The sequence below is a fragment of the Rathayibacter sp. AY1A3 genome (assembly GCF_002930975.1).
Taxonomy (GTDB): domain Bacteria; phylum Actinomycetota; class Actinomycetes; order Actinomycetales; family Microbacteriaceae; genus Rathayibacter.
Window position 1 is genome coordinate 77,882 of sequence record NZ_PSTO01000012.1, and the last position, 18,020, is coordinate 95,901.

Consider the following 18,020-nt stretch of genomic DNA (forward strand, 5'->3'; position numbering starts at 1 on the left):
CTCGACAGGCGGCGTCACCGGAGGTCGTCGTCGATGCCGCGGAGGTCGAGGACGAAGCGGTAGCGCACGTCGTTCCTCGCCAGCCGGTCGAGGGCGGTCCCGACCTCCGCGACCGGCAGCACCTCCACCTCCGCGGCGACGCCCTCCGCGGCGCAGAAGTCGAGCAGGTCCTGCGTGCAGCGGCGCCCTCCGCTGCCGGCCGAGGCGAGCCGCTTCCTGCCGACGAGCAGGTCCAGGACGTCGACCGTCACCGTGCCGAGGTGCCCGAGGAGGAACAGGGTGCCGTCGAGGGCGAGCACGCGCAGGTAGTCAGCCGGGTCGTGCGGGGCGGACACCGTGTCGATCACGACGTCGAGCGAGTCGCGGGCGGCGGTGAGCGCCTCCGCGTCCGTCGTGACGACGACGTGCTGCGCTCCGAGCCGGCGGGCGTCCGCCTCCTTGCCCGGTGACGTGGTCAGGAGCGTGACCTCGGCGCCGAGAGCCGCGCCGAGGCGGACCGCCAGGTGGCCGAGTCCGCCGAGGCCCGCCACACCGAGCCGGGTCCCGGGCCCGACTCCCGACGCTCTCAACGGCTCCCAGACCGTGATCCCCGCGCAGAGAAGCGGTGCGGCCGCGGCCGGGTCCAGGCCCTCGGGGAGTGCGTAGGCGAACCGCTCGCTCACGACGTACCGGCCGGAGTACGCCCCGAGCGTGGGCGTCCCGTCGATCCGGTCCGTGCCGCCGTAGGTGAGCGTCGGGAAGCTCGCGCAGAAGTTCTCCTGGCCCGCGCGGCACATGCCGCACTCGCCGCACGAGTCGACGATGTTCCCCACCGCGACCGCGTCGCCCGGATGGAACGCCGTGACTCCCGTGCCGACGGCGAGGACCTCGCCGACGAACTCGTGGCCGGGGACGAGCGGGAATCCGGCGTCGGCGCCCAGCGCGTGGAGGTCGCTGTGGCAGACACCGCAGAAGTCGACGCGGACGTCCAGGTCGTCGGCGCGCAGCTCGCGCCGCTCGACGACGGTGGGGCGGAGGGAGTCGCCGGGACGCTCGGCGAGGAGTGCAGTGGTGAGCATGCCGGCAACACTACGTACCGGTTGGTAGCTTCTCCGGGATCGTCAGCGGAGTCGCAGGGCCGCATCGACGACCTGTCCCAGTGCGGCTCGTCGGCGCTGGTGCACCGGGTCGGGGTCGCCGGGGTCGGCGACCGTGGTGACGGATCCCTGGGCCCAGGCCGCGGCGGTCGCGATGAGGAGGGTCCAGAGGTCGGCAGGGTCGAGGTCGGGGCGGAGGAGGCCGGCGCGCTGCTGCTCCGCGATGTCGGCGAGGTTCGCCTCGTCGATGCCCTCGTTGCCCGCGTAGAGGTAGCCGTCCGGCTCCTGCTCGAGCCGCTTCCACATGACCAGGCGCATCAGCGCGGGGTCGGCCAGGTAGTCGTCGTAGAGCCGTCTCGCGTAGTCCGCGGGGTCCGCCGCCGTGAAGGGCACCCGCTGGGCGTTGGCGAGCACGTGCGCGTCGAACACCGCGTCGAACAGCCGCTCCTTCGCTCCGAAGTGCGAGTACAGCATCGGCTTGCTCATCCCCGACCGTGCCGCGATGCGGTCGACCCGCGCTCCCGCCAGCCCGTGCGCCGCGAACTCCTCCGTCGCCGCCTCGAGGATCCGCTGCCGTGTCCGCTCCGCTCCCACGCCCTCACCGTACCCGCCGCCCCGCGCCCCTCCGCGCCTCGCGGTGCGGTGCCCTCCCCGCCCTCCGAGCCGACCGGCCGACCCGCACGCCAGCGCATCGCCTCGGACGGACGCATCCGGCTCCCTGGAACCCGCCATCCCGCAAGCCGACCGCGGTGACGCCTGGCGGTGACCGGCGTGCTCCCGGCACCGCTGAACGGCCGATCCGCGTGCCAGCGGATCGCCCTAGGCGGACGCACCCCGCTCCACGAATCGCACCACCCCGACAAGCCGACCGCGGTGACGCCTGGCGGTGACCGGCGTGCACCGCCACCGCCGAACGGCCGATCCGCGTGCCAGCGGATCGCCCTAGGCGGACGCACCCCGCTCCACGAAACGCACCACGTCGCCGAGCCGACCGCGCCACGCCGGGCAGGGACCGGCGTGCCACCGGCACCGCCGAACGGCCGATCCGCGTGCCAGCGGATCGCCCTAGGCGGACGCACCCCGCTCCACGAACCGCACCACGTCGCCAAGCCGACCGCGCCACGCCGGGCGAGGACCGGCGTGGGATCAAGCACAGCCGAACGGCCGATCCGCGTCCCAGCGGATCGCCCTAGGCGGACGCACCCCGCTCTACGAAACGCCCCACGTCGCCGAGCCGACCGCGCCACGCCGGGCGAGGACCGGCGTGGAATTCAGCACAGCCTCTCGAACCAGGCGAGGGCGCTCTGGTCGGTGAGGTTGGCGACCTGGTCGACGACGACGCGGCGGCGGGCGTCGTCGTCGGGGGCGGCGTGCCAGTCCTCGGCGAAGCCGGGCTCGAGGGTTCCCGGGCCGCGATCGAGGAGCGTGTCGGCGAGGCGGGTGAGGACTTCGCGCTGCTGGGCGTAGATGGGCTGGCGGGTGTTCCGCGACATCACGAACGTCGCGACGATCCCCTTGAGCACGGCGATCTCGGCCTGCTGCTCGCGGGGGACGACGACGTGGCCGCCGAAGCGGACGAGGTCGGGGTGCTGGTACGCCTCGCGGGTGGCCTCGGTGGCGGCGGCGGCGAAGCGGCCGATGAGCTGGCTGGTGAGGTTCTTGAGCCGGGCCTGGTCGCGGCGGGAGCCGTCCCAGGAGGAGACCCACACGTCGAGCGAGTCGAGACGGTCGAAAGCGGCGACGAGCTCGTCGTGTCCGACCTCCCCGCCGACCCAGGAGTGCATCGACTGCACGAGGTCCTCGTGGTCGGCGCGGGAGCCGAGTGCTTCGACGTCGATGTAGCCGGAGACCACCGCGTCCTCGAAGTCGTGCACGGAGTAGGCGATGTCGTCCGAGAGGTCCATCACCTCGGCCTCGATGCAGCGCACCCCCTCGGGGGCGCCCTCGCGCATCCAGGCGAACGCGGGGGCGTCGTCGGCGTAGAACCCGAACTTGGCGCGCCCCGACGGGTCGGCGACCGAGCGCGTGTCGGGCCAGGGGTACTTGCAGCTCGCGTCGATGCTGGCGCGGGTGAGGTTCAGCCCGTAGGGGCGGGCGTCGTCGCCGAACACCTTCGGCTCGAGCCGCGTGAGCAGCCGGAAGGTCTGCGCGTTGCCCTCGAAGCCGCCGATCCCCTCGGCCCAGGTGTTGAGCGCGCGCTCGCCGTTGTGCCCGAACGGCGGATGCCCGATGTCGTGCGCGAGGCAGGCCGTGTCGACGACGTCGGGGTCGAGGTCGAGGCTCGTGGCGAGCTCCCGGCCGATCTGCGCCACCTCGAGCGAGTGGGTCAGGCGGTTGCGCGCGAAGTCGACGCCCGCCGTGGGGCTGAGCACCTGGGTCTTCGCGGCCAGGCGGCGGAGCGCGCTGGAGTGGAAGAGCCGGGCGCGGTCGCGGGCGAAGTCGGAGCGGCGGGTCGAGTGGTCCTCCGGCAGGAATCGCTCGGTGTCGACGAGCGAGTACCCCCAGAGCGCGCGGTCATCCACCGCTGTTGTGGATCTCGGCGGCCGAGACCGCGTCGCGCTGCCCGGCGTCGAGCTCGCGGGACTCGAGCCAGCGGTCCGGGAGGGAGGGGACCTTGGGCGAGCCGGCGCGGCCCCGCTGCCCCTCGGCCGCCTCGCCCGGATAGGGCTGCGTCCAGTCGAGCGTCGCCAGGAGCTCGTCGAGCTGCGCGAGCGACTCGACGGTGGCCAGGCGAGCGCGGAGGTCGCCGCCGACGGCGTAGCCCTTGAAGTACCAGGCGACGTGCTTGCGGATGTCGCGGCAGCCGCGCTCCTCGCTCTCGAAGAAGTCGACGAGCAGCTCCGCGTGGCGTCGGAACGCCTCGGCGACCTGCCCGAGCGAGGGGCGGAACCGCTCGTCGGAGCCGGCGAACGCGGCGGCGAGGTCGCCGAAGAGCCAGGGGCGCCCGAGGCAGCCGCGACCGACGACGACTCCGTCGCAGCCCGTCTCGGCCATCATCCGCAGCGCGTCCTCGGCCGACCAGATGTCGCCGTTGCCCAGCACGGGCACGCTCGTGACCGTCTCCTTGAGCATGGCGATCGCCGACCAGTCGGCGTGCCCGCTGTAGAACTCGGAGGCGGTGCGCGCGTGCAGCGCGATCGACGCGACCCCGGCGCCCTCGGCGGCACGGGCGGCCTCGAGGTAGGTGAGGTGGTCCGGGTCGATGCCCTTGCGCATCTTGACGGTGAGCGGGACGTCGCCGGCGGCCTTCACGGCGCCCTCGACGATCTGCCGGAACAGCGGGAGCTTCCACGGCAGGGCCGCTCCCCCGCCCTTCCGGGTGACCTTGGGCACGGGGCAGCCGAAGTTGAGGTCGATGTGGTCGGCCCGGTCCTCGGCGACGAGCATGGTGACCGCCTCGGCGACCGTGACCGGGTCCACTCCGTAGAGCTGGATCGAGCGCACCGACTCGCTGGGGTGGTGGCGGATGAGGCGCATCGACTCCGGCGTGCGCTCGACGAGCGCGCGGGAGGTGATCATCTCGCTCACGTAGAGGCCGTTGCCGAACTCGCGGCAGAGGCGGCGGAACGCCGTGTTGGTGATGCCAGCCATGGGGGCGAGCACCACCGGCGCGTCGAGTTCGAGGGGGCCGATCCGGAGCGCCGGCGCGGTGCGCGCGGGCGGGGCGGCCGTGAGAGTGGAGGACATCGGTATCGATTCTCCCAGATCCTGTGTTGGGGAAGGCGGAGTGACGAGCAGAGAGGTGGAGAGATGAACGGGAGCACACCTGTGGAGGACGGTTCGCAGCGGCTGGAGGCGGACGCGTCCGCCCGCGGCCTGGCGGTCGAGATCGTGGAGAGGCCCGCTGCCGGCAGCCTGCACGAGGCGGCCGCGCTGCTCGGCATCGAGCCCGGCGACATCGTGAAGTCGCTCGTGGTGAAGCGCCACGACGGCGGCTACCTGTTCGCCCTCGTCCCCGGCGGGCGGCAGATCGCGTGGCCGAAGCTGCGCGCGGTGGTCGGAGTGAACAAGCTCCGCCTCCCGGACGAGACGGCCGCCCTCGAGGCGACCGGCTACCGGCGCGGCACCATCACCCCGATCGGCTCCACGACGGCCTGGCCGGTCTACGCCGACGAGCGGATCCTCGGCCGCCGCGTGGCGATGGGAGCCGGCGCCGACGGGCGCAGCGCCTTCGTCGACGCGGACGCCCTCGTGGCCGCCTACGGCGCGACCGTGGCCGACATCACCGTGGAGGAGCCTCCGCGCTGATCGGCGGCACCTCGGCCCGCGGTTCCTCGGCCGGGGGCACGGCGCAGACGCCGTCCTCGCACAGCGGCACGCCGGAGTCGCCCAGCATCTCGAACGGCCCGCTCACGCGACGGCCGCCCGCCGCTCCAGCACATGCTCGAGGACCTCGGTGAACGCCGCCGGCTCCTGGGCGCCGGAGACGCCGAAGCGCCCGTCGAGGACGAAGAACGGCACCCCCGAGATCCCGTACTCGCGGGCCTGGGCGATGTCGGACTGCACCCGCCCGAGGTAGCGCCGGTCCTCGAGAGCGCGGCGCGTCTCCGCCGGGTCGAGCCCGACCTCGCCGGCGAGCGAGGCGAGCACCTCCGGATCGGCCAGGTCGCGGCCCTCGACGAAGTACGCGCTCAGGAGACGCTCGACGAGCTCGAGCTGCAGTCCGTTCTCCTTGGCGTGGTGGAGCGCCTGGTGGGCGGTGACCGTCTTGACGTGGCGCACCGACTCGAAGTGGTAGTCGAGGCCGACGCTCGCCGCGATCGCCGTGACGGAGTCGAGCATCTGCTGCGCCTGCGCCTCCGGGATGCCCTTGTGCTCGGCGAGGAACGTCGCCTCTCCCCCGCGGTAGTCCTCCGGCGTGTCCGGCGAGAGCTCGAAGCTGCGGTACTCCACGACGACCTCCGGAGCCTCGGGGTGGGCGGCGCGGAAGGCCTCGAGCCCGCGCTCGAACCGGCGCTTCCCGATGTAGCACCAGGGGCAGGCGATGTCGGACCAGACGTCGACGGACAGGGGGCTCGGCTCAGCACTCACCCCCAGGACAACGGAGGGGGCGCCCCGCTATTCCCGCAGCACGCGGACGAGCTCGTCCACGTCGGACTCGTCGTTCCAGAGGTGGAAGGCGATTCGGAGCCGGCCGCCGCGGCCCGAGACGCGCAGACCCGCGGCCTGCAGCAGCTCCAGGTCCGCTCCCCCCTCGTCCGGCCAGGACACGAGCGCCCGGTGCTGAGGCTCCCGGTCCAGCCGCTCGCACAGCAGGTCGCCGAGGCCGGAGGCGTGCGCCCAGACCGCGTCGAGGTCGAGCGAGCGGAACAGGGCGAGCGACGCCTCGGCGCCGGCGAACGCCTGCCAGGCCGGCGAGACGTCGAAGCGGCGGGCGTTCTCGGCCAGGTGCATGGCCGGTCCGTAGCAGGACGACCACACGTCCTCCCCCGAGTACCAGCCCGCCTGCACGGGGACGAGCTCGGCCGCGTAGTCGGGCGAGACGGTGAGGAACGCCACTCCGCGCGGCGAGCACAGCCACTTGTAGGCGTGGGTGAGGGTCGCGTCGAAGCGGGAGGCGTCGACCGGCAGGACGCCGGCCGCCTGCGTGAGGTCGCACGCGGTCCGCACTCCGTGGCGCGCGGCCGCCTCGAGGACGGCGTCGAGGTCGGCGAGCGCTCCGCTGCTCGACTGCACGGCGGAGAAGACGACGAGGTCGTCCCCGTCCTCGACGGAGTCGGACAGCGCCTCGAGCGCGACGGAGCGCACGGTCACTCCGCGGTGCGCCTGGGCGAGGAAGGGGAACACGATGGAGGAGAAGTCGCCGTCCACGCAGAGCACGCGGGCCCCGTCGGGCAGCGAGGCGGCGAGCACGGCGGCCATGGCGGAGGTCTGCGAGCCGATCGCGACACGGTCGACCGGGACGCCGGCGATCGCGGCGAACGAGGCACGCGCGCGCTCGGCGACAGCGCCGTAGGCGGCGGCCGTGCTCTCCCCGGACGACCAGCCGTCGAGGTCCGCCCGCAGCGCCTCGACGGTCTCCCGCGGCGGCAGGCCGAGGGTGCAGGCGTTGTGGTAGCCGCGGGCACCGGCGAAGCGCGCGCGCAGGTCGGCGGAGTTCGGCAGTGCGGTGCTCACCTCTCGAGGATGACGCTCCGGAGCCGGATCGCCAAGACCGGGGAGCGACCGGGCGCGTCGGCGGCGGGCCCGGTCAGCGGGCGGCGAGGGCGTGCGCCTGCTCGAGCACGGCGACGACCTCGCGGGCCTCTCGGACGTTCACCGGCGAGGGAGCGCCGTCCAGGAGCGACCGCGCGACCTGCTCGAGGAACGCGGCGTATCGTCCCCGCTCGCTCGGCACGGGGTGTGCGCCGGAGTCGTCGACGAGGACGCCCCATCCCTCCGGCGCGACCTCGCCGAAGCCGTCGTCGTCGGGCCTGGCGCCGCCGGTGCGGAGCGCGGTCTCCTGCGGATCGAGACCGTCGACGCTGAAGGCGGCGCGGGTGCCGAGCACGCGGAAGCGGGGGCCTGTCGCCCGGGCGACGCGGCTCATGGTGAGGTGGGAGCGGACGCCGCTGTGATGCAGGAGCGAGACGAACGCGTCGTCCTCGCTCGCGGAGCCCTCATGGACGGTCCGGGTCTCGGCCGCCGTGACGACCGCCGGGCCGAACAGCAGCAGCGCCTGGTCGACCAGGTGGCTGCCGAGATCGAAGAGGATCCCGCCACCCTCGGCCGGACCCGTCTCGCTCTGCCACCGGCCCGTCTTCGGCGCGCTCCAGCGCTCGAAGGTCGACTCGAAGCGGAGGACCTCGCCGAGGACCCCTTCGCCCAGGAGGCGGCGGAGCGTGAGCAGATCGGCGTCCCAGCGCCGGTTCTGGAAGACGAAGACGGGCGCACCGCTCCGCTCGGAGGCGGTGATGATCGCATCCGCGTCGGCGGCGCTCGGTGCGAAGGGCTTGTCGATCACGACGGCGACACCGGCCTCGAGCACCCGGACGGCCTGCTCCCGGTGCACCGACGGCGGCGAGGCGAGCACGACCAGCTCCGGCCGCTCGGCGAGCACCGCGTCGAGGTCGGGCACGATCCGGGCCTCCGGATGCGCGGCGGAGGCCGCGGCCCTCCGACCGGCGTCGCGGGTGGAGACGGCGACGACCTCGAAAGCCGGGTCGGCCGCGAGGAACGGACCGTGGAAGACGCTGCCGGCGAGCCCGAAGCCGACGATCCCGGCCAGGATCACGAGGAGGCCCCCGGCACGTCGACCGCGCCGCCGAAGCGGCGGGAGCGGCCGGAGTAGTGCTCGATCGCGTCCCAGAGGTCGGTCCGCGTGAAGTCCGGCCAGAGCCGGTCGAGGAACACCATCTCGGCGTAGGCGCTCTGCCAGAGCAGGAAGTTGCTGGTGCGCTGCTCGCCGGAGGAGCGCACGAAGAGGTCGACGTCCGGCATCTCGGGCACGTAGAGCGCCCGGGCGATCGTCTTCTCGGAGATGCCGGAGGGCTTGAGCCGCCCTGCCTGGACCTCGGCGGCGAGCCGCTGCACCGCGTCGGCGATCTCGGTGCGCCCGCCGTAGTTGACGCACATGGTGAGGGTGAGCACGTCGTTGTCCGCGGTCATCCGCTCGGCGAACTGCAGCTCGTTGATCACCGACGCCCACAGGCGCGGCTTCCGCCCGGCCCAGCGGATGCGCACGCCCCACTCGTTGAGCTGATCGCGGCGGCGGTGCAGCACGTCGCGGTTGAAGCCCATCAGGAAGCGCACCTCCTCGGGCGAGCGCTTCCAGTTCTCGGTCGAGAACGCGTAGACACTGAGGTGCTTCACGCCGATCTGGATCGCTCCGGCCACGACGTCCAGCAGCGCCGTCTCGCCGCGCTTGTGCCCCTCGATCCTCGTCAGGCCGCGGGAGTTCGCCCAGCGGCCGTTCCCGTCCATCACGATGGCGACGTGCCCCGGAACGGCCTTCCGCGGGATCGCGGGCGGGTGGATCCCGGTCCAGTCGAGAGGGCGGTACGGCTCGGCGTCCTTGTGGGTGAAGGGCTTCATCGGGTGACGTGCTCCAGGGATCTCAGACCGCGTTCGAGGTGGAACTGCGTGTAGGCGGCGACCACTCCGCTCGCCCGCGACCGCGTGGTCGGCTCGGTGGTCTCGGCGTGGGCCCAGTCTCCCGTGAGCAGCGCACCCAGCAGGACCACGACCTCCGGAGCGACCCGCGGTGCTCCGGGCGGCGTGCAGTCGGCGCAGACGACGCCTCCGAGCTGCACCACGACCGCGCCGTGGGGCCCGGGGGCGCCGCAGCGCGCGCAGTCCTCGAAGCTGGGCGCCCAGCCCGCGATCGAGAGCGCCCGCAGGAGGTAGGAGTCGAGCGTCAGCACCGGCTCGTGCTCGTGCTTCGAGAGCGATCGCAGGGCCCCGACGAGCAGCAGGTACTGCTGCAGGGAGGCGTCCGCGTCGGTGAGGCGGTCCGCCGTCTCGACCATCGCGCTCGCGGCCGTGTAGCTGTCGTAGTCGGCGGCGATCAGCGCACCGTAGGCGCCGAGCGACTCGGCCTGCGTGACGATGTCGAGGCTCCGGCCCTCGTAGAGCTGGAGGTCGGCGACCATGAACGGCTCGAGCCGCGAGCCGAACTTGGAGCCGGTCTTGCGCACGCCCTTCGCCACCGCGCGGATCTTGCCGTGGCTGCGCGAGAGCAGCGTCACGATGCGGTCGGCCTCGCCCAGCTTGTGCGTGCGGAGCACCACGGCTTCGTCGCGATAGGTGGGCATCCTCCGATTATCCCCCCGACCCCCGACACCCGGCTGGCAGCCCGGCCGGAGCAGGGCCCGCGCCGTGGAACGATGTCCGGGTGGCAGCCTCCCTCTTCGAGATCCCGGCCTGGGCCGACCTGCTCGCGATCGCCATCGGCTGCCTCCAGGGCGCGATGTTCGCGGGCGAGTTCCGCGACCGCCGGATCGACCTGCTCGGCGTCACGATCATCGGCACGGCCACCGGCCTCGGCGGCGGCGTGCTCCGCGATCTGCTGCTCCAGACGCCCCTGGTGGCCCTGCACACCGACGCGTACCTGATCGTCGCGGTGACCGCCTCCCTGCTCGGGATGCTGCTCCAGCACCTGCTGAACCGGGTCGACGGGACGATCACCGCCCTCGACGCGCTGACCCTCGGGCTCTTCGGCGCGATCGGCACCACGAAGGCCCTGTCGCTCGGCGTGCCGGAGGTGCCGGCCGTGTTCGTCGGCACCGTCTCGGCCGTCGGCGGATCCGTCGTCCGCGACATCCTGCTGAACCGGCCGATCGCGCTGATGCACGTCGGCTCGCTCTACGCGGTCGCCGCCTCGGTGGGCACGGGCGTGCTGGTCCTCGCGCTGCGCTTCGGGGTGACGATCGACTTCGCCGCGCCGCTCGCGGTGGGCGTGACCACGGTCATCCGGCTGCTCGCGGTCCGCTACGGCTGGAGCCTGCCGGAGCAGCGCGCGCTCAGCGGCGTGCCGCGCCTGCGCTGGCGCCGCCGGACCTAGCGGCGCCCGACTCGGCCGCAGGGAGCGGCGTTCCGCGCTGTCCGCGCACCGGAACGCCGAGGGAGCCGCGACCCGTCACGGCTCCCCCGGCAGGGATCGGGCCCGATCAGGCGGAGGCGCCGGCCAGCTCGCGGACCGGGACCTCCTCGCGCAGGGCGCGGTTGACGGCCGAGACGATGGCCTTGAGCGAGGCCGTCGAGATGTCGGCGTCCACGCCCACGCCCCACAGCGTCCGACCGTTCACCGTGCACTCGACGTAGGAGGCGGCCAGTGCGTCGCCGCCGGCGCTGAGAGCGTGCTCGACGTAGTCGAGGACCCGGACCTCGACGCCCTGCTGCTCGAGCACGGCCTCGAAGGCGTTGATCGGGCCGTTGCCCCGGGAGCTGGCCGACACGCTCTCGTCGCCCACCCGGAGGACCGCGTCCAGCGCGATGCTGCCGCCCAGATCGCTCGACGTGTTCGTGCGCAGCAGCTCGAAGCGGCCCCACTTCTCGTCGGCGCGCTCGGCGGGCGCGGGCAGGTACTCGTCCTGGAACACCGTCCAGATCTGCTCGCTCGTGACCTCGCCGCCCTCGGCGTCGGTCTTGGCCTGCACGACGCCCGAGAACTCGATCTGCAGCCGGCGCGGCAGGTCGAGCGCGTGGTCCGTCTTCAGCAGGTACGCGACTCCGCCCTTGCCGGACTGCGAGTTGACGCGGATGACCGCCTCGTAGGAGCGGCCCAGGTCCTTCGGGTCCACCGGCAGGTAGGGCACGGCCCAGGTGAGCTCGTCGACGCTGCGGCCGGTCCGCTCGGCCTCGGCCTGCATCGCCTCGAAGCCCTTCTTGATGGCGTCCTGGTGCGAGCCGCTGAAGGCGGTGAAGACCAGGTCGCCCGCCCAGGGGCTGCGCTCGGGCACGGGCAGCTGGTTGCAGTACTCGGCGGTGCGCTTGATGCCGTCCATGTCGCTGAAGTCGATCTGCGGGTCGATCCCCTGGGTGAACAGGTTCACGCCCAGCGCGACCAGATCGACGTTGCCGGTGCGCTCGCCGTTGCCGAAGAGGCAGCCCTCGATCCGGTCGGCACCGGCCAGGTAGCCCAGCTCGGCCGCCGCCACGGCCGTGCCGCGGTCGTTGTGGGGGTGCAGCGACAGCACGATGTTCTCGCGCTGCGCGAGGTTGCGGCTCATCCACTCGATCGAGTCGGCGTAGACGTTCGGGGTGGCCATCTCGACGGTGGCGGGCAGGTTCAGGATGACCTTGCGCTCGGGAGTCGGCTCGAAGACCTCGACGACCCGGTCGCAGATCTCGCGGGCGAAGTCGAGCTCGGTGCCGGTGTAGCTCTCGGGCGAGTACTCGTAGTAGACGGCCGTGCCGGGGACGGTCGACTCCATCTCGCGGCACTTGCGGGCGCCGGCCAGCGCGATGTCGATGATGCCCTGACGGTCCTTGCGGAACACGACCTCGCGCTGCAGCACGCTCGTGGAGTTGTAGAGGTGCACGATCGCCTGGCGCGCACCGCGGATCGACTCGTAAGTGCGCTCGATCAGGTGGTCGCGGGCCTGGGTCAGCACCTGGATGGTGACGTCCTCGGGGATCGCGCCCTCCTCGATGAGGCTGCGCACGAAGTCGAAGTCGGTCTGGCTCGCGCTCGGGAACCCGACCTCGATCTCCTTGTAGCCCATCCGGACCAGCAGATCGAACATGATGCGCTTGCGCTCGGGGCTCATCGGGTCGATGAGCGCCTGGTTGCCGTCGCGGAGGTCCACGGCGCACCAGCGGGGCGCGGTCGTGATGCGCTTCGACGGCCAGGTGCGGTCGGGCAGGTCCACGGCGATCAGCTCGTGGAAGGGACGGTACTTGCCGATCGGCATGGGCGACGGCTTCTGGTTGTTCAGCATGAGGTGCTCTCCCGGCGCAGTGGTGCGCACGTGTCTGTTCTCGCTCGTGACCGATCCCGCTCGCGTGCGGCTCCGCTGGTGGGCGGTGCCGGTCGGGCGGTCTTGCGGGGATCCGGATGCGGATCGACCTCGCGGGCGAGGGATGGTTCAGCCGACGACGGACTCCGCGACGAGGATGGCCTGAGGATCAGATCTCGTCGCGGCGGAGAAGGAGGAGCTGTCCGAAGCGCACCCGGTCAGGGTAGCACCGCCCCCGCGGCGCGTCACCCCGGCGTCCCGCTCTAGGAGACCAGGCCGTTCTCGTAGGCGTAGACCACCAGCTGCACGCGGTCGCGCAGGCCGAGCTTGCCGAGGGTGCGGCTGATGTGCGTCTTCACCGTCGCCTCGCTCAGGAACTCGGCGCGCGCGATCTCGGTGTTGCTCATCCCCCGCGCGGCCAGGTGGAAGATCTCGCGCTCGCGGTCGGTGAGGGTCGCGAAGGCGGGCGGGGTCTCGCGTCCGCTGCCCGCCGCTCCGAAGTGCTCGAAGAGCTCGCGGGTCGCGGAGGCGGCGACCACGGCGGTCCCCGCGTGCACGGTGCGGACGGAGGCGAGGAGGAAGCCGGGCTCCGTGTCCTTCAGGAGGAAGCCGCTCGCACCCGCCCGGATGGCGCGCGCGGCGGCCTCGTCGAGGTCGAAGGTGGTCAGCACGAGGATGCGCGGAGGCTCGACCCGCCGCTCCTGCGCGTCCGCGAGGATCCGCCGGGTCGACTCGATCCCGTCGACGCCCGGCATCCGGATGTCCATCAGCACGACGTCGGGGGCCAGCCGCGCGACCAGCTCCGCGCCCTCCGCCCCGTCCGAGGCCTCGCCGACCACCTCGAGGTCGGGCTGCGAGCCGAGCAGCATGCGGATGCCGGCGCGGAAGAGGGCCTGGTCGTCGACGAGGACGAGGCGGATGGTGTCGGTCATGCGGGGCTGCCTCCGGAGGCGAGGGGTAGGGCGGTGCGGGCGAGGGACGGGGAGGAGGGCAGGCGCGCGTCGACGACGAAGTCGTCCCCGACCGGGCCGGCGGCGAGCACTCCCCCGACGAGCGCGGCGCGCTCGCGCATGCCGACCAGTCCGTGGCCCTCGCCCGGCAGGGAGTCGCGCTCGACGTCGGCGCACCGGGCGTTGCGCACGGTGAGGGCGAGCTCGCCGCCGTCCTGGCGCAGGGCGATGTCGAGCGGCGAGCCCGGGCGGCCGTGGCGGAGAGCGTTCGTGGTCGCCTCCTGGGCGATGCGGTACAGGGCCAGACCGACGGCGCGCGGCACCGCCTCCAGGTCGACGGCGAGCTCGGCGCGGACGGGGGCTCCGGCTCCGCCCACGCTGTCGAGGAGGGCCGGCAGGTCGCGCGCGCCGGGCTGCGGGCCGTCGCTCTGCGAGTGCCGCAGCTGGGCGAGGAGCACGCGCACGTCGCCGAGGGCGTCCCGGGCGACGGAGGAGATGGTCAGCAGCGCGGCGTCGGTCTGCTCGGGGCTGGTGGCGCCGAGGTAGCGCGCGCCGTCCGCCTGCGCGATCACGACGGCGAGGGAGTGGGCGACGACGTCGTGCATGTCGCGGGCGATCCGGTTGCGCTCCTCCACGGTGTCGAGCTCGCGCTGCGCCCGGGCGCGCTCCTGCTCGGCCTGCGCGCGCAGGGTCTGGCCCTCACGCGCCCGGCGGACCGAGCGGGAGAGCAGTCCGATGGTCCAGGAGAGGCCGAGCGTCGCGAGGATCCCGCCGAAGGTGGCTCCGGCCGACAGGAGGCCGTCGTAGGCGCTCGCGACGAGGTCGAAGACGAGGACGAGATAGACGACGGCGACCACGGCGCCGAGGACGGCCGACACCGCTCCCGCGATCCGCATCCGCCGCGACTCCGACGCGCCGGCGCCGAAGAGGACGGCCAGGATGGCCAGATCCGCGGGTCCGGGAGCGAGGCTCGCGCTCATCTGCAGGGCGGCACCGGCCCAGGCGATCGAGAGGGCGAGGACCGGGGACCGCCGGTGCAGCACCAGCGCGACCGCGAGCACGCCCGCGACCAGCAGATGCATCGCGCCCTCCACCCCGGCGAACGGGAGGCCGGCGACGAGGAGGAGCACCAGCGCCTGACCACCGGCGACCCCCACCGCGAAGGGGTCCTGCGGCCCGGCGACCCGGGTCAGCAGCGCGTCGATCCGATCGCCCGCGAGGACCGGCGCCCGCAGCGCGTTGAGGTACACGAGGACCTTCGCCGCACCGAGCACGGAGGCGACCGCGAGGGCGACCAGGGCGAGGACCACGAACTCCACGCGCGCCGGGAGCCCGGACGGATCGAGCGGGCCGGAGAGGCCGAGCGCGACGGTGACGCCGCCGATCCCGGCGAGGATCAGGCCGCCCGCGAGCGCCAGGGCACGGGTCCAGGGGCCCACCCGGCGGGTCGTCTGCCAGAGGACGACCAGGCCGACGAGCACCCCGTCGACGGGGACGCCGCCGAGCAGGACGCCTCCGTCAGCGAGCGCGCCGACCGCGACGAGCGAGGGGGCGAGCGCGGGCAGGAATCCCGCGACGGCGAGGGCCAGCGCGAGCACGAGGCCGCCGGCGATCCGCTCGGTCGGAGTGACCCCGGTGAGCCCGAGCAGCAGATGGAGGGCGGCGAGCAGCGCCCCGGCGATCGGCAGGGCCGCCGGTCGGTCGAGGAGGGCGCGCATGAGGACCACGCTACGGGTCCGCGCGCCCGGGGGCGTCGTCCTGGAGGGTGACCGCGGTCGTCCTCCGGCGTCAGAAGCCCAGGCGCCCCAGCAGCTTCGGGTCGCGCTGCCACTCCTTGGCGACCTTCACCCGGATGGAGAGGAACACGCGGCGGCCCAGCAGGCGCTCGATCTGCTCGCGGGAGACGGCTCCCACCTCGCGCAGGCGCTGGCCGCCCTTGCCGATGATGATGCCCTTCTGGCTGTCGCGCTCCACGAAGACGTTGGCGTAGATGTCGATCAGCGAGCCGTCCTCGCGCTCGACCATGTCGTCGAGCGTCACGGCGAGGGAGTGCGGCAGCTCGTCCGAGACGCCCTCGAGGGCGGCCTCGCGGATGAACTCGGCGATCCGCGAGGACAGGTCCTCGTCGGTCACCGCTTCCTCCGGGTAGAGGGCGGGCGAGACGGGCATCAGGCGCAGGAGCTCGACGGCCAGGACGTCCAGCTGCTCCTCGGTCACGGCCGAGATCGGCACGATCGTGTCCCACTCGCGCAGCTCCGAGACGGCGAGCAGCTGCTTCGCCACGGACTTCTTCGAGGAGAGGTCCACCTTCGAGACGATCGCGACCTTCCGGGCGCGCGGGAAGGAGTCGAGCTGCTCGTTGATGAAGCGGTCTCCGGGGCCGATCGGCTCGTCCGCCGGGAACAGCATCCCGATGACGTCGACGTCGCCGAGGGTCGAGGTGACGAGCGAGTTCAGCCGCTCGCCGAGGAGCGTGCGCGGCCGGTGGATGCCGGGGGTGTCGACGACGATCAGCTGGCCGTCGGTGCGGTGCACCACGCCGCGGATAGCGCGCCGCGTGGTCTGGGGCTTCGAGCTCGTGATGGCGATCTTCTCGCCGACGAGGGCGTTCGTGAGCGTCGACTTGCCCACGTTCGGGCGGCCGACGAAGGACACGAAGCCCGCCCGGTAGGGAGCGGCGGCGGGAGTGGTGTCGGTCATCGTGCGTCCTCGTGCTGATCGCCCGTGGCTCCGCGGGTGGGAGCCGTGCTCGGGCTGGGGGTGGTGGTGCCGCCGTCCGCGATGATCGCGACGGGGCCGGTGCCGGGCTCGCCGGCGGTGTCCAGATCGGGATCGCGGCGGACGATCACCGTGGAGATGGTCCCACGGCGCGGGTCCGCCTGCTCGGCCTCGAGCAGCACTCCGCCGATCCGCGCCGTCGCGCCGCGCTCGGGGAGGCGCCCGTAGGCCTTGGTCAGCAGTCCGCCGACCGAGTCGACGTCGTCGTCCTCGAGGTCGAGCTCGAACAGCTCGCCGAGCTCGTCCACCGGCAGGCGCGCCGAGACGCGGTAGACCCCTGGCGCCGTCTCCTCGAAGAGGTCGACCTCGCGGTCGTACTCGTCGGAGATGTCGCCGACGAGCTCCTCGATCAGGTCCTCGAGCGTCACCAGGCCCGCGATGCCGCCGTACTCGTCGACCACCATCGCGAGGTGGTTGGACTCGAGCTGCATCTGGCGGAGCAGCTCGTCGGCCTTCTTCGACTCGGGCACGAACAGCGCCGGGCGCGCGAGATCGGCGACCGTGTCGTCGTCGTCCGGCCGCTCGTAGGTGTGCCGGGCCACGTCGCGCAGGTAGAGCACGCCGAGGACGTCGTCGACGCCGTCGCCGATGACGGGGAGCCGGGAGATGCCGCGGCTCAGCAGGAGCCCCATGCCGGCGCCGACGGAGGAGGTCGCCTCGATCGTCACCATGTCGGTGCGGGGCACCATCACCTCGCGGACGAAGGTGTCGTTGAACTCGAAGATCGAGTGGATCAGCTCGCGGTCGTCCTGCTCGAGCACGTCCTGCTCGGTCGCCTCGTCGACCATGCTGAGCAGCTGCTCCTCGGAGGAGAACCCCGCCGAGCGCCCGGTCCCCGGGGTCACCCGGTTGCCGAGGGCCACGAGCCCGTGCGCGACCGGACCCAGCGCGAGCCGGAGCACGTGCACGAGCGAGGCGCTGGTGGACAGGACCGCGCGGGCGTTGGCGCGCCCGACGCTGCGGGGGCTGGAGCCGACCAGGACGAACGAGACCGCCGCCATGATCAGGACCGCCAGCAGGAGCGCGAGCCAGAGCTGCGGGACCTCGACGACCAGCACCGTGGTGACGAACACCGCGGCCGTCGTCTCGGCCGCGATCCGCGAGAAGTTGACGACGTTGACGTGGGCGCTCATGTCGCCCGCGATCGCGCGGAGAGCGCGGGCGCTGCGGGAGTGCTGGGCCATGTCGAGCAGGTCGCTGCGCGAGAGGACGCCGAGGGCGGCGTCGGTCGCGGCGAACCAGCCGCCGACGGCGACGAGCGCGAGGGCGGCGATGAGGAGCTGGAGAGTGGGCACGGCGCGCTCTAGCGGCGTCGCTCGCTGATGTGGAAGCCGACCAGGATGTCGCGCTGGATGCCGAACATCTCGCGCTCCTCCTCCGGCTCGGCGTGATCGAAGCCGAGCAGGTGCAGGAGCCCGTGGGCGGTCAGCAGCTGCAGCTCGTCGAGCACGGAGTGGCCGGCCGACTCGGCCTGGGACTGCGCGACCTGCGGGCAGAGCACGATGTCGCCGAGGAGCCCCGCGGGGGTCTGCTCGTCCTCGGTCCCGGGACGCAGCTCGTCCATCGGGAAGCTGAGCACGTCGGTCGGCCCCGGCTCGTCCATCCACTGCACGTGCAGCTGCTCCATCGCGCCCTCGTCGACCAGCACGATCGCGAGCTCGGCGTCGGGGTGCACGTGGAGCGAGTCGAGCGCGTAGCCGGCGAGGCGCAGCAGGGCGGCCTCGTCGACGGGGACGCTCGACTCGTTGTTGATCTCGATGCTCACGGGGGCGGGTCTTCCTTCGGTTCGGGAGGTCCCGCAGCTCTGGCTCGCGCTCCTGCTGGCGGTCCTGATCATG

The 18,020-nt window shown here is 73.0% G+C and carries 17 protein-coding genes; 2 read left to right on the plus strand and 15 right to left on the minus strand.

Annotated elements, in window-relative coordinates:
• Positions 1-14: 14 nt before the first annotated feature.
• The 4 genes from C5C10_RS07955 to dusB form a co-directional block, all read right to left on the minus strand.
• On the minus strand, positions 15-1,058 hold the full coding sequence (locus C5C10_RS07955) for an NAD(P)-dependent alcohol dehydrogenase (RefSeq protein WP_104328968.1): 1,044 nt from the start codon (positions 1,056-1,058) through the stop codon (positions 15-17).
• A gap of 42 nt (positions 1,059-1,100) precedes the next feature.
• Entirely contained in the window at positions 1,101-1,670 is a 570-nt protein-coding gene (locus C5C10_RS07960) for a TetR family transcriptional regulator (RefSeq protein ID WP_104283504.1), read from the minus strand.
• 677 nt (positions 1,671-2,347) lie between these two features.
• The gene (locus tag C5C10_RS07965; protein ID WP_104223438.1) at positions 2,348-3,598 is read right to left on the minus strand and encodes a deoxyguanosinetriphosphate triphosphohydrolase; all 1,251 of its coding nucleotides are present in this window, start codon (positions 3,596-3,598) and stop codon (positions 2,348-2,350) included.
• The gene (gene dusB, locus C5C10_RS07970) at positions 3,591-4,763 is read right to left on the minus strand and encodes a tRNA dihydrouridine synthase DusB (protein WP_104247508.1); all 1,173 of its coding nucleotides are present in this window, start codon (positions 4,761-4,763) and stop codon (positions 3,591-3,593) included. Before dusB ends, C5C10_RS07965 begins: the two co-directional genes overlap by 8 nt.
• 63 nt (positions 4,764-4,826) lie before the next feature.
• On the opposite strand from dusB, the gene C5C10_RS07975 reads away from it, so the two are divergent.
• Complete coding sequence (locus C5C10_RS07975; RefSeq protein ID WP_104223436.1) at positions 4,827-5,324, plus strand: aminoacyl-tRNA deacylase; 498 nt, start codon at positions 4,827-4,829, stop codon at positions 5,322-5,324.
• 102 nt (positions 5,325-5,426) lie between these two features.
• Here the strand turns inward: C5C10_RS07975 and C5C10_RS07980 are convergent, their stop codons facing one another.
• The 5 genes from C5C10_RS07980 to recO form a co-directional block, all read right to left on the minus strand.
• Complete coding sequence (locus C5C10_RS07980; RefSeq protein ID WP_104328970.1) at positions 5,427-6,107, minus strand: DsbA family protein; 681 nt, start codon at positions 6,105-6,107, stop codon at positions 5,427-5,429.
• Positions 6,108-6,134: 27 nt separating this feature from the next.
• Positions 6,135-7,193, minus strand: coding sequence for an aminotransferase class V-fold PLP-dependent enzyme (locus tag C5C10_RS07985; RefSeq protein ID WP_104328971.1), 1,059 nt, complete (start codon positions 7,191-7,193; stop codon positions 6,135-6,137).
• A gap of 73 nt (positions 7,194-7,266) precedes the next feature.
• Positions 7,267-8,289: a Gfo/Idh/MocA family oxidoreductase gene (locus C5C10_RS07990; RefSeq protein ID WP_104328972.1), complete on the minus strand. Its 1,023-nt coding sequence runs from the start codon at positions 8,287-8,289 to the stop codon at positions 7,267-7,269.
• Positions 8,286-9,089 (minus strand): isoprenyl transferase, encoded by an 804-nt coding sequence (locus tag C5C10_RS07995; protein ID WP_104238220.1) that lies wholly within the window; start codon positions 9,087-9,089, stop codon positions 8,286-8,288. The genes C5C10_RS07990 and C5C10_RS07995 overlap by 4 nt, the downstream gene beginning before the upstream one ends.
• A complete protein-coding gene (gene recO, locus C5C10_RS08000; protein WP_104223431.1) occupies positions 9,086-9,808 on the minus strand; it encodes a DNA repair protein RecO in 723 nt (240 codons plus the stop codon). Before recO ends, C5C10_RS07995 begins: the two co-directional genes overlap by 4 nt.
• 80 nt (positions 9,809-9,888) lie before the next feature.
• Between recO and C5C10_RS08005 the strand changes: the two genes are divergently transcribed.
• The gene (locus C5C10_RS08005) at positions 9,889-10,557 is read left to right on the plus strand and encodes a trimeric intracellular cation channel family protein (RefSeq protein ID WP_104223430.1); all 669 of its coding nucleotides are present in this window, start codon (positions 9,889-9,891) and stop codon (positions 10,555-10,557) included.
• Between the two features lie 106 nt (positions 10,558-10,663).
• On the opposite strand, the gene leuA is transcribed toward C5C10_RS08005, so the two are convergent.
• From leuA to ybeY, 6 genes are all read right to left on the minus strand, one after another.
• Complete coding sequence (leuA, locus tag C5C10_RS08010) at positions 10,664-12,436, minus strand: 2-isopropylmalate synthase (RefSeq protein ID WP_104276824.1); 1,773 nt, start codon at positions 12,434-12,436, stop codon at positions 10,664-10,666.
• Positions 12,437-12,717: 281 nt separating this feature from the next.
• Positions 12,718-13,386 carry a response regulator transcription factor gene (locus C5C10_RS08015; protein ID WP_104234459.1) on the minus strand — a complete coding sequence of 223 codons (669 nt, stop codon included), beginning with the start codon at positions 13,384-13,386 and terminating at the stop codon, positions 12,718-12,720.
• Positions 13,383-15,122, minus strand: coding sequence for a sensor histidine kinase (locus tag C5C10_RS08020; protein ID WP_146082124.1), 1,740 nt, complete (start codon positions 15,120-15,122; stop codon positions 13,383-13,385). Before C5C10_RS08020 ends, C5C10_RS08015 begins: the two co-directional genes overlap by 4 nt.
• Positions 15,123-15,192: 70 nt before the next feature.
• Positions 15,193-16,104 (minus strand): GTPase Era, encoded by a 912-nt coding sequence (gene era / locus C5C10_RS08025; protein WP_104223426.1) that lies wholly within the window; start codon positions 16,102-16,104, stop codon positions 15,193-15,195.
• A complete protein-coding gene (locus C5C10_RS08030) occupies positions 16,101-17,477 on the minus strand; it encodes a hemolysin family protein (RefSeq protein ID WP_104223425.1) in 1,377 nt (458 codons plus the stop codon). Before C5C10_RS08030 ends, era begins: the two co-directional genes overlap by 4 nt.
• 8 nt (positions 17,478-17,485) lie before the next feature.
• Positions 17,486-17,947, minus strand: coding sequence for an rRNA maturation RNase YbeY (ybeY, locus tag C5C10_RS08035; RefSeq protein ID WP_104223424.1), 462 nt, complete (start codon positions 17,945-17,947; stop codon positions 17,486-17,488).
• Positions 17,948-18,020 lie beyond the last annotated feature (73 nt).

Coding starts and splice junctions, on each gene's coding strand:
- C5C10_RS08020 (WP_146082124.1), bottom strand. CDS start 15,122: ATGCGCGCCCTCCTCGACCGACCGGCGGCCCTGCCGATCGCCGGGGCG.
- C5C10_RS07995 (WP_104238220.1), bottom strand. CDS start 9,089: ATGAAGCCCTTCACCCACAAGGACGCCGAGCCGTACCGCCCTCTCGAC.
- leuA (WP_104276824.1), bottom strand. CDS start 12,436: ATGCTGAACAACCAGAAGCCGTCGCCCATGCCGATCGGCAAGTACCGT.
- C5C10_RS08015 (WP_104234459.1), bottom strand. CDS start 13,386: ATGACCGACACCATCCGCCTCGTCCTCGTCGACGACCAGGCCCTCTTC.
- era (WP_104223426.1), bottom strand. CDS start 16,104: ATGACCGACACCACTCCCGCCGCCGCTCCCTACCGGGCGGGCTTCGTG.
- C5C10_RS07975 (WP_104223436.1), top strand. CDS start 4,827: ATGAACGGGAGCACACCTGTGGAGGACGGTTCGCAGCGGCTGGAGGCG.
- dusB (WP_104247508.1), bottom strand. CDS start 4,763: ATGTCCTCCACTCTCACGGCCGCCCCGCCCGCGCGCACCGCGCCGGCG.
- C5C10_RS07955 (WP_104328968.1), bottom strand. CDS start 1,058: ATGCTCACCACTGCACTCCTCGCCGAGCGTCCCGGCGACTCCCTCCGC.
- recO (WP_104223431.1), bottom strand. CDS start 9,808: ATGCCCACCTATCGCGACGAAGCCGTGGTGCTCCGCACGCACAAGCTG.